This window comes from Variovorax jilinensis (assembly GCF_030316885.1).
GTDB lineage: Bacteria > Pseudomonadota > Gammaproteobacteria > Burkholderiales > Burkholderiaceae_C > Variovorax > Variovorax jilinensis.
Window position 1 is genome coordinate 1,035,185 of sequence record NZ_JASZYQ010000001.1, and the last position, 11,997, is coordinate 1,047,181.

The following is an 11,997-nucleotide window of genomic DNA, read 5'->3' on the forward strand; positions in this document are numbered from 1 at the left end:
CGGGCCCTCAGGGCGCGCTGCGCGCCGAGGGGGCTGCGGCCGCGGTCGGGGAGGGCGCAGCCACGGTGGCCGCTGCCGGTGCCGAAGTCGGTGCGAGGCGGACCGCGGTGCCCTGGCGCAGCGGTCCGAGGCTGCCGGCCACGACCACCGCGCCTTCGTCGAGGCCGCGCACCGCAACCAGCGCCTGGCCGTCGGCCGTGCCGCGCAGGCCGGGTTCGACCGCGCGGTGCTCGATGCGGCCGTCGACCACCATCTGCACGTAGGGCGCCGGCTTGTCGGTGCGCACTGCGGTCAGCGGCAGGGCCAGCGTGTCGGTGCGGCCGACGTCGATCGTGCCCTGCGCGAACAGGCCCTGGCGGAAGCCCGTGCTGCGGTCAAGCCGCAGGTAGACCAGCACGCTGCGGCTGCCGGCCTGCGCGCTCGGGTTGACCCGCACCACGCTGGCGCCGACCGTGCGCTCGCCGCTCTTGGGATCGGCAACGCCGCCGCCCTCGATCTGCAGCGTCGCGCGCTGGCCGACGCGCACCGCGACCGAATCGGCGGCCGCCAGCGCCGCCTCGACCTCGATGCGGCTCAGGTCGACCACCTCGATGATCTTGGTGTCGATGCCCACGCGCTCGCCCGATTGCGCGAGCCGCTGCGAGACCTGGCCCGCGATCGGGCTCTTGAGCACCGTGTCGTCGAGCGACTTGCGCGTCATCTCGACCGCCGCGAGCGCGGCCCGGTGGGTGGAGAGCGCGGCGTCGAGATTCGACTGCGAGGTCTCGAGCGCGTTCTTCGAGATGAAGCCCTGCGCGACCAGCGCCTTGTTGTTGTCGAAGGTGCGCTGCGCCACCTCGGCCTGCGAGCGTGCCGAATCGGCCTGCTCCTGGGCCTGGCGCAGGCGCGACCGGAACTCGATCGGGTCGATGCGCGCGATCACCTGCCCGGCCGCGACCGTGTCGCCTTCCCGTACCGAGAGACCGGTCAGCTCGCCCGCGACGCGCGCCTTGACCTGCGCCGAATCGACCGCGCGCAATGTGCCCGACACCGGCAGCGTCTCGGCGAGTTCGCGGCGTGCCACGCGCACCACGTCGCCAGGGGCGAGTTCCACCACGGTCTCGGAGGCACTGCCGGCCGCCGCCAGTCGCGCCTGCTCGGCCTTGCGTGCGCCGATCGACCGCATGGCGCCAGCCACCAGCAGCGCCAGCACCAGGGCCGCAATGGCCCACTTCATCGTTCTTTTCATGGGGCGGCCTTGGGCGCCGCGCAGAGGCCGTGAAGCACGGTCTCGGCCTGAAGCGCCAGGTATTGCTCGGGGTCGATGTCCGACATGTCGTCGACACAGATCGAGGGCGAATGCTTCATGAGCATCAGGAAGATCATCGGCGCGATGACGGTGTAGATGGCGAGGTTGATGTCGACCGGTGCGAACTCGCCGCTGTCGATGCCGCGCTTCAGGATGCGCCGGAGCAGCTGATGCGCCGGCTGCACCACTTCGCGGCGGTAGAACTCGGTCAGTTCGGGAAAGTTCCGTCCCTCGCTCATCATGAGCTTGGTCAGGCCCGAGGCCTTGGTGGTGCCGACGCGCTCCCACCAGACGCGCATGCAGTAGCGCAGCATCTCGGCGGTCGAGCCTTCGAATTCCTCGAACTCGCGGTTCCACTGCGGGAAGCGGCCGCCGAGGTTTTCCATCACGACCGCCTTGAACAGCTCTTCCTTGCTCTGGAAATAGAGGAAGAGGGTGCCCTTCGAGACGCCCGCCCGGGTCGCGACCTCTTCCGATCGGGTGGCCGCAAAGCCCTTGTCGACGAACAGATCGAGCGCCGCCTCGAGCAGTTCGCCCGGGCGCGCCTCCTTGCGCCGCTCGCGCTTGGCGCTCACCGGGCAGAGCTTGTCCTTGAGGAATCTGGGGGCGGGCATGTTTTTAATGACTGACGGGTTAGTAATGTAGTCAGGCGGCTTCCAGGCGTCAAGCCGGCACAATGCGCAGTTCGCCAGAAATTGCCGGAGCCGCCATGTCATCCCCAACCACGCCCACAGAAACCATCGTCCTCGGCGGCGGCTGCTTCTGGTGCACCGAAGCCGTGTTCGACCGCGTGCAGGGCGTGGTCGACGTCGAATCGGGGTACAGCAACGGCCAGGTCAGCAACCCCAGCTACGAGCAGGTCTGCACGGGCCGCACCGGCGTGGCCGAGGTGGTTCGCGTGGCGTTCGATCCGGCGCAGATCTCGCTGCACGAGATCCTCGAGATCTTCTTCGTCGTGCACGACCCCACCACGCTGAACCGCCAGGGCAACGACGTCGGCACCCAATACCGCAGCGGCATCTACTACACGAACGAGGCGCAAAAGCAGGTCGCCCAGGACGTGATCCGCGAGATCGGCGAGAGCAGGACCTACAGCGCGCCGATCGTGACCGAGCTGGCGCCGCTCGCCAACTACTCGACCGCCGAGGCCTACCACCAGGACTACTTCCTGAACAACCCGAACCAGGGCTACTGCGCCTTCGTGGTCGGGCCCAAGGTCGAGAAGTTCCAGAAGACCTTCGCGGCACGCGTCAAGGCCTGACCGGTTCGCTTCGAAATGCATTTCGTCGCCCAGCGCTCCCTTCGCAGCCGCTCACTCCTGTGCGTGCTGGCGTTCGCGCTGTGGATGGCGACCACGCTCGGCATGGTGCACCGCGTGCTGCACGTCGGCGCGCCCGCGACGGCCGCGGGCGGGGCAACGGTCGGCGCGTTGCATGCCGACAAGCCGGCCGCCGCCCACGCCCACGGCATCGCGGCGCTGTTCGGCGACCACACCGAAGCCGAGTGCCGGCTCTACGACCAGTTGTCCCACGGCTCGGCCGCGCCCTGCGTGCCGCCCGTCCTGATGCCGGTGCTGCTGCCGGCCGCCAGCTTCGTCTGGCTCGAGGGCGAAGTCTTCGCCCGCTGGATCGCGCTGTTCGACGCGCGCGGTCCGCCTTCCACTCGCTGAACCCCCGTCTTCCGGTTGCTGCGCCCGTCTCGTTGTCGATGGGCGCGCGGCCGAGCCCGGCCATTCAACGAGTGTTTCCCATCCCATGTCATTTCCTCTTCATCGCCACGGCGTCGGCGCCGCGGTGCTCGCTCTCATCGCCTGCACGCCCGGCGCCAGCTGGGCGCAAGCCGGCGCCGCCTCCACCGCCCCCGCCACCACGAGCGACGCATCCGCCCCGTCCCTGGGCGAGGTGACCGTCACCGGCAATCCGCTCGGCGCCACCGACCTGATCGCCCCGACCAGTTCGCTGGCCAACGATGCGCTGCTGCTGCGCTCGCAATCCACGCTCGGCGAGACGCTCAACGGGCTGCCCGGTGTCGGCAGCACCTACTTCGGTCCCAATGCCAGCCGGCCCACGATCCGCGGCCAGGACGGCGACCGCATCCGCATCCTGCAGAACGGCGGCAGCGCGCCCGATGCCTCTGCGCTCAGCTACGACCATTCGGTGCCGGTCGATGCGCTGGTGACCGAACGCATCGAAGTGCTGCGCGGCCCGGCCGCGCTGCAGTACGGCGGCAGCGCGGTCGGCGGCGTCGTCAACGTGATCGACAACCGCATCCCGACCGAGCCGATCGATGGCTTCGGCGGGCGCGCCGACCTCGGCTATGCCACCGGCAACCGCGAGAAGTCGGGCGGGGTGGTGCTCGAGGGCGGCAACGACCGCTATGCGTTGCACGTCGATGCCTTCCGTCGCGACTCCGACGATGTCTCGGTGCCGATCGAGCTCGGCTGCGAGAACCCGCATCGGCCCGGCTTCGCGCGCAAGATCTGCAATTCGGCCAACGAGGCCGACGGCGGTGCCTTCGGCGGCACGCTGTTCTTCGACCAGGGCTGGCTCGGTGCGTCGGCCAGCACCTACCGCAGCAACTACGGCACCGTGGCCGAGGACGACGTCACCATCGGCATGAAGTCCGATCGCTACGCGCTCGAGGGCGAGTGGCGGCCCGGCGGTTTCTTCACGAACGTGCATGCCAAGCTGAGCCGTACCGAGTACCGCCATACCGAGTACGAAGGCCCGCTGCCCGGCACCACCTTCAGGAACGACAGCAACGACCTGCGCATCGAGGCCCGGCACCAGAAGATCGGCAACCTGGAAGGCATGGTGGGCTTCACCAGCGAACGCGGCCGCTTCTCGGCCACCGGCGAGGAGGCCTTCGCGCCGAACAGCCGCACGCAGTCGAACGCGCTGTTCCTGCACGAGGAGCTCGGCACCTCGTGGGGGCGCCTGAGCTTCGGCGCGCGCACCGAGCAGGTCGACGTGCAGTCCCTCGGCGATCCAGGCAATCCGGCCAATTCGCGCTTCTTCGTCGGCGATCGCGACTTCCATCCGAGCAGCGCGGCCTTGGGCGGGCTGGTGAACCTCACGCCGCAATGGCAGCTGAGTTCCAACCTGGCCTACACCGAACGCGCGCCCAAGGACTACGAGCTGTTCGCCAACGGTCCGCACGTCGCGACCGCGGCCTGGGAGACCGGCGACCCGAACCTCAAGGTCGAGAAGTCGACCGGCCTGGACCTCGGCGCGCAATGGAAGCAGGGCGCCAACACGGCCAGGTTCAATGCCTACGTCACCCGCTTCAGCAACTACATCGGCCTCACGGCGACCGGCAACGTGCGCGGCGCCGATGGCGAACTGAACCCGCCGCCGATCGAGCTCCCCGATGGCCTGCTGATCGAACCCGAGACCTTCGCCGACTACGTCTACCACGGCGTGCGTGCGCGCTTCCGGGGCCTGGAGGCCAGCGGCAACCTGCAACTGCTCGGTGCCGACGGTTTCTCGCGTCCTGCCGATGGCTCCACGCTGGACCTCGAATGGCGCGGCGACCTGGTGCGGGCGACCAACACCGACACCGGCGAGCCGCTGCCGCGCATCGCGCCCTGGCGCATCGGCAGCACGCTGGCCTACGGCAACGGCCCCTGGACCGCACGAGTCGGCTTCGACTACAACGCCGCGCAGAACCGCGTGCCGCCGCTGGGCGACCGCGCGACCGAGGCCTACACGCTGTGGAACGCGTCGCTCAACTACCGCATGCGGGTGCAGAACGCCAACCTCACCTGGTATGCGCGGATCGACAACATCGGCAACACGCTCGCCTACAGCGCGACCTCGATCCTCACGACCACGGTGTATCCCGACGCGCCGCTGCCGGGCCGCAGCCTGAAGGTGGGGTTGCGGGCGACGTTCTAGGGCTCTGCCGCGCCGGGCGGCAGCAGGGAGAGGTCGACTATTCTCGACCGCACATGAATGGCCCCGTCATCTCCTCTCTGCTGCCTGTCGTCTTCCTGATCGCGGTCGGCTTTCTGGCTGGCAAGCGACGCTGGATCCAGGGCGCCGCGGTGAGCGATCTGTCGAACCTGGTGTTCCTGCTGCTGGCGCCGCCGCTGCTGTTTCGCTCGATGAGCACGGTGCGCATCGAGCAGCTGCGCCTCGAGCCGGTGGCAGCCTACTTTGTCGCTGCAGGCCTCATCTTCGCGGCGACGCTCGTGTGGCGCGGCTTCGGCCGCACCGGCGTCGTGCTCGCGCTCGCCAACACCTACAGCAACACCGTGATGATCGGCATCGCGCTCGTCGGCCTGGCCTACGGGCCCGAGGGCATGGTGGTGCTGCTGACGCTGATCTCGCTGCACTCGCTGGTGCTGCTGACCAGCGCCACCGTCTTCCTGGAACTCGCAGTTGCCCGCGAGGAAGCACTGCGGATCGGCGCCGACCAGGGCCGGCCCGGCATGGCGCGCACCGTCGGCCGGGCGCTGCGCAACGCCATCATCCATCCGGTGCAGGCGCCGATCCTGCTCGGCCTGCTCTTCGCCCAGACCGGGCTCGCGATTCCCGAAGTCATCGACAAGCCGCTGGCGCTGCTCGGCCATGCCTTCAGCCCGGTCGCACTGATGCTGGTCGGCATCACGCTGGCACTCACGCCGGTCGGCCTGCACTGGCGCAACGCGCTCGCGCAGGCGCTGGTCAAGAACCTGGTGCATCCGGCGCTGGTGGCCGGCCTGGGCTGGCTGTTCGGCCTGCGCGGCCTGCCGCTCACGGTGATGGTGGTGGCTGCGGCGCTGCCGATCGGTGCCAATGTCTTCCTGTTCGCGCAGCGCTACCGCACCTCGGAGGAACTGGTCACCGCGAGCGTGGTCGTCTCGACCGTGCTGGCGCTGTTCAGCCTTTCGATCGTGATGTCGCTCGTCGGCGGATTCTGAGGAAGGCGCAGTCCCGCGTCCGGGTCAGGGCGCCAGCCGCTCGCGCACCCAGGCGCCGCCTTCGCTGCGATAGCGCAGCCGGTCGTGCAGCCGGCTCCTGCGGCCCTGCCAGAACTCCCAGCGATCAGGCACGAGACGAAATCCGCCCCAGTGCGGCGGCCGCGGCGGCGACAGCAGGTGCCGTGCCGCCTGCACCGCGACGTTCTTCACGAGCACGTCGCGGCCGGCGATCACCTCGCTCTGCGGGCTCGCCCAGGCGCCGATGCGCGAATCGAGCGGGCGGCTCGCGAAGTAGGCATCGCTCTCGGCCTCGTCGACCTTGTGCACCCGGCCCTCGATGCGCACCACGCGCTCGAGCTCGACCCAGTGGAACTGCAGCGCGGCATTCGGGTTGCCGGCCAGCTCGCGGCCCTTGCGGCTCTCGTAGTTGGTGTACCAGACGATGCCGCGCGCGTCGAAGCCCTTGATCAGCACGATGCGCGTCGAGGGCCGCAGATCGCCGCCCACCGTTGCGAGCGTCATGGCGTTGGGTTCGGGCAGGCGGGCGTCGATCGCCTCGGCCAGCCAGCGCTCGAACTGGGCCAGCGGGTCGGCGGCGCTGCGGGTTTCGTCGAGCTCGGCGCGCTCGTAGCTCTTGCGCAGGGCGGCCAGCGATTCGTTGGGAGAACTCATGGCGCCATTGTTGCGCAAGCGAAGCATGGATACTGCGCGCCATGGATGCAGCAGCCGAACCACGCCCGCCCATGGTCATCGTCCTCGCCTCGGGCCGTGGCGAGCGCTTTCGCGCGGCCGGCGGTGCCGGCCACAAGCTGCAGGCGCCACTGGCCGGGGACACGGTGCTCGGGCACACGCTGGCCGCCGTGCGTGCGAGCGGCCTGCCGTGGCACCTGGAAGACGTCGGCCATCCCGGCATGGGCGACTCGATCGCCGCGGCGGTGCGCGCCACGCCCCAGGCGGCGGGCTGGCTGATCCTGCCGGCCGATCTGCCGCTGGTGCAGCCGGCCACGCTCCGAATGGTGGCGCAGGCGCTCGCCGGACCGCAGGTGCAAGCGGCACAGCCGCACTACCGCGACCAGCGCGGGCATCCGGTCGCCTTCGCCGCGACCTGCCGCGAGGCGCTCGAGGCGCTGGCGGGCAATCTGGGCGCGGCGCCGGTGTTGCGCACGCTGCGCGAAGCGGGGCAGGTGGCGGACGTGGAGGTCGATGACGTCGGCATCGTGACCGACATCGACACGCCCGAGGAACTGGCGCGTGCCGAGGCGCTGATGCGCGCGCGGCAGGACGCTGCCTGAAGCGTTGCCCGGCTAGCTGCGCGCAATCACCCCGCAGGCGATGCGCGGGCCCGAGTTGCCGGCCGGCTGGGTCGTGAAGTCGTCGCGGTCGCGGTGCACGACCACGGCGCGGCCGATGACGTTGTTGGCCGCGCCTTCGGTCAGCGACAGCGTGTGGACGTCGACGCTGAAGCGCGCGACGCCCGCGGCGTCGGCCACCAGGCTCGGCAGTTCGCCTGCATGGCTGCCCGGCGCGGCGAACTTGCCATGGGTGCCGCCGGCCGGGTTGAAGTGGCCGCCAGAGGCGTCGCCGTTGTTGCCGCAATCGCCCTTCTCGTGGATGTGGAAGCCGTGCTCGGTGCCCGGCTGCAGGCCGCGTACCTCGCCCTTCACCCGCACGCCGTGGTCGAGCGCCGTGAAGCTCACGCGGCCCATGGTCGGGTTCGGCGAGACGGCTGCCGTCGGCGCCAGGTCGGCACCGGCGCCGGCCTTCGGCCCCATGGTGCCGCAGGCGGCGAGCAGGCCGGCCGCGCAGACGGCGAAGGCGGGGGCGATGAGGCGTTGGCGCATGGTCGGACTACTCCTTGGATCCGTGGTTCGAGGTCGAATCAGGAGGGTATACCGGAGACTTCGATGCGCCGCTGTCGGCCTGAGCCGACAAGCGGCTTTCCGCGAGCTTGATCAGACGCGCCAGCGCGGCGTCGTGGATCGCATGGCGGCGCAGCTCGAGCAGCGTCTGGTGGGCGTAGTCGAGCGAGCTGCCGTAGCGCCCCACCGCGCTCTCGAAGATCTGCGCGTAGCGCTCGTCGCTGAGCTCGCCCGTGAAGTTGGGGCTGCGCCGCGACAGCGTGAATGCCAGCGCGCGCACGGTCGAATGCGGCGTGACGCATTCGAGCCAGCGCGGGTCGTAGACGCCGGTCGGCATCTCGCGCAGCCAGAGCCGGCCCAGCGTCTCGAGGCCATCCGCGGCCGGCACGCGGAACACCATGCCGCGGCAGCAGCCGCCCGACAGCAGCCCGAACACCAGGCCCGGGTTCTCGACCGTGCCGCGGTTGACGCGGCTCCACATCTTCAAGGCGCGATGCCAGCCGTGCACGCGCGCCGGCTGGCGTTCGACGAAGCCGAAGTCCGGGCGCCAGATCAGCGAGCCGTAGCCGAACAGCCACAGGTCGTCGTGGCCGCCCCATTCGGCGATCACGCGGTCGAGCATCGGCTTGGGGTCGCGCAGCGGCGCGGGCAGGGGGTCCAGGCCCGGTGGGCCCGGATCGCTGGTGGCGCCGGTGTCACGGGCGCCCCCTACAATTTGGCGGTCATGGTTCACCGCACCATTATTTACCGACCCCTCAATTACGGAGACCCTCCCATGTCCGCGAACAGTGATGACGAAGGCCAACAGAATTTCATCCTTGCCTTCCTGCTCGGCCTGATCGCGCTCGTGATCCTGTTCGTGATCGGCATCGTGCTCTATGCGCGCAGCCACATGATGGGCCCGACGCCGCCGCCCGCCGCTGCCGCCGCGTCCGGTGCGCCGGTCACGCTGGCGGTCGTGACCGAGACCGTCACGGTCGTGATTCCCGACGGCGCCAGCATCCGCGTGCTGGGCGGCGTCGTGAACTTCTATTTCGCCACCGCCAGCGCCGACCTGGCGCCAGGCGCCGCCGAGGCGCTCGCCGTGGTGATCAAGGGCGTCGAGGGCGGCCGCAAGGCGGTCGTCTCGGGCTTCCACGACACCACCGGCGATCCGGCGGTCAACGAGGCGCTGGCCAAGAAGCGCGCCGAAACGGTGCGCGACGTGCTGGTCGGACTCGGCGTTCCGGGCTCCAAGGTCGACATGCAGAAACCCGCCGTCACCGCCGGCAGCGGCAACAACGCCGAGGCGCGCCGGGTCGAGGTCAAGCTGATCGACTGAGGTCGGCGGCAGGTACGCTGCACTGCAACAAAAAACCCGGCTCGGCCGGGTTTTTGCTTGGGGGAGTTGCTACCATGCACGGAACCGAGCCGGCCCACGACGGCTCATCGGCAGAGCGACAAGGCCCATGACCCTCCATTCCACCGTCCGCGCTGTCACCGAGCGCATCCGTGCGCGCAGCCAGACGCTGCGCAGCGCCTACCTGCAGGACGTCGCCGAGACGCGCAACCGGGACCGCGGCTCCGACCGCATGGGCTGCGCCAACGTGGCTCACGCCGTGGCCGGCATCCCGGCCAACGACAAGTTCCGGGTCGTGAGCGAGCGGGCGCCGAACATCGGCATCGTCACCGCCTACAACGACATGCTGTCGGCCCATGCGCCGTACCAGGGCTATCCCGACATCGTCAAGCACGAGGCACGCCGGCTCGGCGCCACGGCCCAGGTGGCGGGTGGCGTGCCCGCCATGTGCGACGGCGTCACGCAGGGCACGCCGGGCATGGAGCTCAGTCTCTTCAGCCGCGACGTGATCGCCATGGGGACCGCGGTCGCGCTGACGCACGACATGTTCGATGCCGCCCTGCTGCTCGGCGTCTGCGACAAGATCGTGCCGGGCCTGCTGATTGGCGCGCTGCATTTCGGCCATCTGCCGACCGTCTTCGTGCCGGCCGGTCCCATGCCCTCGGGCTTGTCGAACACCGCCAAGTCGAAGGTGCGCGAGCAGGCGGCACAGGGCCTGGTCGGCCGCCAGGGCCTTCTCGATGCCGAGATGCAGGCCTATCACGCGCAGGGCACCTGCACCTTCTACGGCACCGCCAACAGCAACCAGATGCTGCTCGAGGCCATGGGCCTGCACGTGCCGGGATCGGCCTTCATCCAGCCCGGCGACGACATGCGCGAGGCGCTCACGCGCGAGGCCGTGCGCACCGTGCTGGGCCGCGCCGGCGATTCGGCCTTCGCGGTGCCGCCGATCGGCGAGCTGGTCGACGAGCGCGTCATCGTCAACGCCATGTCGGCGCTGCTGGCGACCGGTGGCTCGACCAACCACCTGATCCACTGGGTCGCGGTGGCGCGCGCGGCCGGCATCCTGATCGACTGGAACGACTTCGCCGAGCTGTCCGAGGTGGTGCCGCTGCTGACGCGCGTCTATCCCAACGGCACGGCCGACGTCAACGGCTTCCAGGAAGCGGGCGGCCCGGGCTTCGTGATCGGCGAGCTGCTCGACGCCGGCCTCATGCACGCCGACGTGCTCAGCGTGCGTGCGGGCGGCATCCGCGAATTCGCCGGCATCCCGGTGCTCGACGGCCAGCCCTCGGGCGAGCGGCCGCTGCGGTGGGTGTCGGCCGCGCCGTCGAAGGACGACACGGTGGCCCGCCCGGTGTCTGCGCCCTTCAGCGCCACCGGCGGCCTCAAGCTGCTGCAGGGCAACCTGGGGCGCAGCGTGATCAAGATCTCGTCGGTGCCCGCCGATCGCCACGTGATCGAGGCGCCCGCGCGCGTGTTCGATTCGCAGGCCGAACTGCAACAGGCCTTCACCGCGGGCGAGCTCGAGCGCGACGTGGTCTGCGTGGTGCGCTGGCAGGGTCCGCAGGCCAACGGCATGCCCGAGCTGCACAAGCTCACGCCGCCGCTGTCGGTGCTGCAGGGCAAGGGATTCCGCGTGGCGCTCGTCACCGACGGCCGCATGAGCGGTGCCTCGGGCAAGATTCCCGCGGCCATCCACGTATCGCCAGAGGCGGCCGCGGGCGGTCCGCTGGCCAAGGTGCGCGACGGCGATCTGATCCGGCTCGACGGCGTCGCCGGCACGCTCACCGTGCTGCTGCCCGAAGATGAATGGGCGGCGCGCGAGAATGCCGTCATGCCCGACGCCGCGCGTGCCGCCAATGGCCGCGGCCTCGGGCGCGACCTGTTCGCCGGAATGCGGCGCAATGCACTGACTGCTGAAGAAGGAGCCTGTTCATGGCTGTGAATGAAACCCTCACCGCGCTCGACGTGATGCGCGACGCGCCGGTGATTCCGGTGATCGTGCTGCACGACGTCAAGGACGCCGTGCCGCTGGCGCGCGCGCTGGTGGCGGGCGGCATCCGCATGCTCGAGGTCACGCTGCGCACGCGCGAGGCACTCGAATGCATCGAGCTGATCGCCAAGGAAGTGCCCGAAGCCGTGGCCGGTGCGGGCACGATACGCAGCGCTGCCGATGCCCAGGCCTCGGCGCTGGCCGGTGCGCGCTTCGGCGTCAGCCCGGGCTACACGCGGGCCGTCGGCAAGGCCTGCCACGACCTCGGCCTGCCGCTGCTGCCCGGCGTCGCCACTGGCAGCGAGATCATGATGGCGCAGGAAGACGGCCTGACCGAGCTCAAGTTCTTCCCGGCCGTGCAGGCCGGCGGGCTGGCGATGCTCAAGGCGTGGCAGGGCCCGTTCGGCGAGGTCAGGTTCTGCCCCACGGGCGGCGTGCATGCGGGCAACGCGGCCGAATTCCTTGCGCTGTCCAACGTGGCGTGCGTGGGCGGCTCGTGGATCGTGCCGACCGACGCCATCGCGGCCGGCGACTGGAAGCGCATCGAGGCGCTCGCACGCGAGGCCTGCCAGCTGGCCCGCTGACGAAGACGAAGACGAGGGAGCAGCCCGC

General features: G+C 70.2%; 13 protein-coding genes. 8 read left to right on the forward strand and 5 right to left on the reverse strand.

Translation table 11 applies throughout. The annotated features are described in order from the left end of the window. Positions 1 to 7 precede the first annotated feature (7 nt). Together QTH87_RS04965 and QTH87_RS04970 are read right to left on the reverse strand one after the other, a co-directional pair. Positions 8 to 1,228 carry an efflux RND transporter periplasmic adaptor subunit gene (locus QTH87_RS04965; protein WP_286607384.1) on the reverse strand — a complete coding sequence of 407 codons (1,221 nt, stop codon included), beginning with the start codon at positions 1,226 to 1,228 and terminating at the stop codon, positions 8 to 10. Then, on the reverse strand, positions 1,225 to 1,902 hold the full coding sequence (locus QTH87_RS04970) for a TetR/AcrR family transcriptional regulator (RefSeq protein ID WP_286607385.1): 678 nt from the start codon (positions 1,900 to 1,902) through the stop codon (positions 1,225 to 1,227). The genes QTH87_RS04965 and QTH87_RS04970 overlap by 4 nt, the downstream gene beginning before the upstream one ends. 95 nt (positions 1,903 to 1,997) lie before the next feature. Between QTH87_RS04970 and msrA the strand changes: the two genes are divergently transcribed. The 4 genes from msrA (at position 1,998) to QTH87_RS04990 (ending at position 6,191) form a co-directional block, all read left to right on the forward strand. Beyond that, the gene (gene msrA, locus QTH87_RS04975; RefSeq protein WP_286607387.1) at positions 1,998 to 2,549 is read left to right on the forward strand and encodes a peptide-methionine (S)-S-oxide reductase MsrA; all 552 of its coding nucleotides are present in this window, start codon (positions 1,998 to 2,000) and stop codon (positions 2,547 to 2,549) included. Positions 2,550 to 2,564: 15 nt separating this feature from the next. Continuing rightward, positions 2,565 to 2,957, forward strand: a complete 393-nt coding sequence (locus tag QTH87_RS04980; RefSeq protein ID WP_286607388.1) for a hypothetical protein — start codon at positions 2,565 to 2,567, stop codon at positions 2,955 to 2,957. 85 nt (positions 2,958 to 3,042) lie between these two features. Then, positions 3,043 to 5,184 carry a TonB-dependent receptor gene (locus QTH87_RS04985; protein WP_286607389.1) on the forward strand — a complete coding sequence of 714 codons (2,142 nt, stop codon included), beginning with the start codon at positions 3,043 to 3,045 and terminating at the stop codon, positions 5,182 to 5,184. A gap of 53 nt (positions 5,185 to 5,237) precedes the next feature. Further along, positions 5,238 to 6,191 (forward strand): AEC family transporter, encoded by a 954-nt coding sequence (locus tag QTH87_RS04990; RefSeq protein ID WP_286607391.1) that lies wholly within the window; start codon positions 5,238 to 5,240, stop codon positions 6,189 to 6,191. A gap of 24 nt (positions 6,192 to 6,215) precedes the next feature. Here the strand turns inward: QTH87_RS04990 and pdxH are convergent, their stop codons facing one another. Then, complete coding sequence (gene pdxH / locus QTH87_RS04995; protein WP_444812739.1) at positions 6,216 to 6,890, reverse strand: pyridoxamine 5'-phosphate oxidase; 675 nt, start codon at positions 6,888 to 6,890, stop codon at positions 6,216 to 6,218. Between the two features lie 44 nt (positions 6,891 to 6,934). Between pdxH and QTH87_RS05000 the strand changes: the two genes are divergently transcribed. Continuing rightward, entirely contained in the window at positions 6,935 to 7,483 is a 549-nt protein-coding gene (locus tag QTH87_RS05000) for a nucleotidyltransferase family protein (RefSeq protein ID WP_286607395.1), read from the forward strand. Between the two features lie 12 nt (positions 7,484 to 7,495). On the opposite strand, the gene QTH87_RS05005 is transcribed toward QTH87_RS05000, so the two are convergent. After that, complete coding sequence (locus QTH87_RS05005; RefSeq protein ID WP_286607397.1) at positions 7,496 to 8,032, reverse strand: superoxide dismutase family protein; 537 nt, start codon at positions 8,030 to 8,032, stop codon at positions 7,496 to 7,498. Between the two features lie 7 nt (positions 8,033 to 8,039). After that, positions 8,040 to 8,711 carry a gamma-glutamylcyclotransferase gene (locus QTH87_RS05010; RefSeq protein WP_286608030.1) on the reverse strand — a complete coding sequence of 224 codons (672 nt, stop codon included), beginning with the start codon at positions 8,709 to 8,711 and terminating at the stop codon, positions 8,040 to 8,042. Positions 8,712 to 8,825: 114 nt separating this feature from the next. On the opposite strand from QTH87_RS05010, the gene QTH87_RS05015 reads away from it, so the two are divergent. The 3 genes from QTH87_RS05015 to eda all read left to right on the forward strand — a co-directional run bounded on the left by QTH87_RS05015 (position 8,826) and on the right by eda (position 11,969). After that, the gene (locus QTH87_RS05015; RefSeq protein ID WP_286607398.1) at positions 8,826 to 9,371 is read left to right on the forward strand and encodes an OmpA family protein; all 546 of its coding nucleotides are present in this window, start codon (positions 8,826 to 8,828) and stop codon (positions 9,369 to 9,371) included. Between the two features lie 127 nt (positions 9,372 to 9,498). Beyond that, entirely contained in the window at positions 9,499 to 11,337 is a 1,839-nt protein-coding gene (gene edd, locus QTH87_RS05020) for a phosphogluconate dehydratase (protein ID WP_286607399.1), read from the forward strand. Beyond that, positions 11,328 to 11,969, forward strand: a complete 642-nt coding sequence (gene eda, locus QTH87_RS05025; protein WP_286607402.1) for a bifunctional 4-hydroxy-2-oxoglutarate aldolase/2-dehydro-3-deoxy-phosphogluconate aldolase — start codon at positions 11,328 to 11,330, stop codon at positions 11,967 to 11,969. The genes edd and eda overlap by 10 nt, the downstream gene beginning before the upstream one ends. Positions 11,970 to 11,997: the final 28 nt, after the last annotated feature.

What these genes read in the sequence shown, in the direction of transcription:
- QTH87_RS04965 (WP_286607384.1), bottom strand. Translation starts at nt 1,228, where the DNA reads ATGAAAAGAACGATGAAGTGGGCCATTGCGGCCCTGGTGCTGGCGCTG.
- QTH87_RS04970 (WP_286607385.1), bottom strand. Translation starts at nt 1,902, where the DNA reads ATGCCCGCCCCCAGATTCCTCAAGGACAAGCTCTGCCCGGTGAGCGCC.
- msrA (WP_286607387.1), top strand. Translation starts at nt 1,998, where the DNA reads ATGTCATCCCCAACCACGCCCACAGAAACCATCGTCCTCGGCGGCGGC.
- QTH87_RS04980 (WP_286607388.1), top strand. Translation starts at nt 2,565, where the DNA reads ATGCATTTCGTCGCCCAGCGCTCCCTTCGCAGCCGCTCACTCCTGTGC.
- QTH87_RS04985 (WP_286607389.1), top strand. Translation starts at nt 3,043, where the DNA reads ATGTCATTTCCTCTTCATCGCCACGGCGTCGGCGCCGCGGTGCTCGCT.
- QTH87_RS04990 (WP_286607391.1), top strand. Translation starts at nt 5,238, where the DNA reads ATGAATGGCCCCGTCATCTCCTCTCTGCTGCCTGTCGTCTTCCTGATC.
- pdxH (WP_444812739.1), bottom strand. Translation starts at nt 6,890, where the DNA reads ATGCTTCGCTTGCGCAACAATGGCGCCATGAGTTCTCCCAACGAATCG.
- QTH87_RS05000 (WP_286607395.1), top strand. Translation starts at nt 6,935, where the DNA reads ATGGTCATCGTCCTCGCCTCGGGCCGTGGCGAGCGCTTTCGCGCGGCC.
- QTH87_RS05005 (WP_286607397.1), bottom strand. Translation starts at nt 8,032, where the DNA reads ATGCGCCAACGCCTCATCGCCCCCGCCTTCGCCGTCTGCGCGGCCGGC.
- QTH87_RS05015 (WP_286607398.1), top strand. Translation starts at nt 8,826, where the DNA reads ATGTCCGCGAACAGTGATGACGAAGGCCAACAGAATTTCATCCTTGCC.
- edd (WP_286607399.1), top strand. Translation starts at nt 9,499, where the DNA reads ATGACCCTCCATTCCACCGTCCGCGCTGTCACCGAGCGCATCCGTGCG.
- eda (WP_286607402.1), top strand. Translation starts at nt 11,328, where the DNA reads ATGGCTGTGAATGAAACCCTCACCGCGCTCGACGTGATGCGCGACGCG.